The 2,417-nt window shown below is 46.4% G+C and carries 1 protein-coding gene; it reads left to right on the top strand.

Annotated elements, in window-relative coordinates; all coding sequences use genetic code 11:
• The first annotated feature begins 610 nt into the window (after positions 1–610).
• Positions 611–2,341: a group II intron reverse transcriptase/maturase gene (ltrA, locus tag JGK36_RS33700; protein WP_293199389.1), complete on the top strand. Its 1,731-nt coding sequence runs from the start codon at positions 611–613 to the stop codon at positions 2,339–2,341.
• Positions 2,342–2,417 lie beyond the last annotated feature (76 nt).

Here is a 2,417-nt window from a genome sequence, read left to right as displayed (position 1 = left end):
GTGCGACGTGAAGTCGTACATTAGGCGCATCTGCGCTGAATAACTGGAGAGCCGCCTCTCCCGGAGAACTCTCTCTCTCCGTCCCCACATAAAAGAGTGTCACACTCCGCCTACAACAGTAGTAAGTAATGAACCTGTTGGAATGCAAGGCATGAAAGCCCCGCAACTGGTAGCCCAAATCAGTGAAAGGGCAAGGGGAAGATCGAAAAGGGTTAACGTTATGTGAATCACTGTAGATTCCGTTATGTCTAAAGAGTGAAATCAGGCTGATACACTCTAGCCAAAAAGGCAAGTGAGTAGGTTACTGGCAGCGCCTTGTGGCTAGTAACGAGAGAGCGAAACTCTCACCGGAATATAGGTGGAACCCAAATCGGTCGAAGGTTAAATGTACGGAACACGATAAGCCCTATGGATTCTCAAGCCAGGTCGATGGCGTGAGTAGGTTGACCGTAAGGAAAACGGAATTATCCAGAGGGTAAGGGATGCTGGAGAAAGCGAATGCTTTACCGTAATGCTGAAGATAGGGGTTCAGGCTTTGCCCCGCATCGAAAGATGGCAGACTTCCAGCGGGTCTTCAACGGTAAATTTTGCGTAAAGGAATTGAACCAACGTGAAAGATAGAGTCAGCAATGACATCGGAACGAAGGAACCGCTCAAGGGGTGGGCATCCATCAATTGGAAGCTCATCAAAAAGCGTGTCAGAAACCTGAGACGGAGAATCTACCGAGCAGCCCAGAACGGTCAGTGGAATAAGGTTAGAAGCCTCATGAAACTGATGCTTCGCAGTTACTCCAACCTGCTATTGTCAGTGCGAAGAGTCACTCAAGAAAACAAAGGGAAACAGACGGCTGGCATCGATGGTCAGACGGCTCTAACTCCAGAGGAAAGAGTGAAATTGGTCAGAGAAAGTAAGGAATACACCTTATGGAAAGTTCGCCCAACGAAAAGGGTATACATACCGAAAGCTAACGGAAAACAAAGACCATTAGGTATCCCGACAATCAAAGACCGGATAGCACAGGCAATTGTCAAAAATGCCCTGGAACCAGTCTGGGAAAACAGATTTGAAGCCCAGTCCTATGGCTTTCGCCCAGGCAGAAGTTGCCATGACGCAATTGAGCAGACATGGATAAGACTAAACGCTCAGGGGAACGACAGATGGATACTGGACGCAGATATTAAAGGGGCATTCGACAATATCAGCCACGAGTACCTGCTCAATGCCATAGGAGAAATCCCTGGTAAAGAGCTAATCAAACAGTGGCTAAAAGCAGGATATGTAGAGGCAGAAATATTCCACGATACCGAAAGCGGAACGCCACAGGGAGGGATTATTTCTCCCTTATTGGCAAACATAGCCCTCGACGGAATGGAAAAATTCCTAAGTCAATATAAAAAGACGAAGGAATACAAATATACCGACTCAAAAGGTAGAAAAAGAACAGAGAGGGAACACAAACCCAAATATGGGTTTGTTCGCTACGCTGATGACTTCATCATCACCGCAGAAAATCGTGAGGATTTGGAAGCCATTAAACCCATCCTAGAAGAATGGCTAAATCAGAGGGGTTTAAAACTTAATACGGATAAAACCCAAATCACTCATATTAATGAGGGCTTCAATTTCTTAGGGTTCAATGTCCGACATTACAAGGGTAAATGCTTAATTAAACCGCAAAAAGAAAAGGTCAAAGAATTCCTGTCTGGAATTCAACAATGGCTGAATCAACACAAAACGGTAAAAGCAACGGCAGTTATCCAGCACCTTAGCCCAATCATTAGAGGATGGGGGAACTACTACAAGCACAAGGTCAGTAAGGAGACGTTTTCTTACGTAGACTACCGAATATGGCAAATGCTGTGGAAGTGGTCGCTAAGAAGACACCCGAAAAAGGGGAAAGGTTGGATAGCCCAAAAATACTTCAGAACAATCAACGGGACGAAGTGGAACTTTGCCCAACCCTTAAAGAACAGACATGGTAGGGAAACATTAATAACCCTGCCGAAGCTGGCATACATCCCCATAGTACGCCATGTCAAAGTCAAAGACACGGCATCTCCCGACGACCCAACACTCACCAAATACTGGCAAGACCGCCAATCCAAATACGGGAAATCGTACTGGGCAAAAGGCTCAAAACTCTATAACGTAGCGGTTAACCAAAATTGGAAATGTCCAGTATGCGGTGAACACTTGTTCAATGGAGAAGAACTGCACACCCATCACAAGATTCGGGTGAAAGACGGAGGCACGGACAAAGCGGAAAACCTTGTCCACCTTCACAAAGCCTGTCACAGGCATGAACATACAGGCAAACGTTCTGAGGTTTTGGAGGCTTGAGCCGGATGATGGGAAACTGTCAAGTCCGGTTCTTAGGGGAGGAGGACGCGGCGACGTGTTCCTCCTTACCCGACAA

Origin of the sequence: Microcoleus sp. PH2017_35_SFW_U_B (genome assembly GCF_020737865.1) — a bacterium.
In the GTDB taxonomy this organism is placed as follows: domain Bacteria; phylum Cyanobacteriota; class Cyanobacteriia; order Cyanobacteriales; family Microcoleaceae; genus Microcoleus.
The sequence above is the reverse complement of the archived record's forward strand: the minus strand, read 5'-3'. Positions and strand labels throughout refer to the sequence as shown.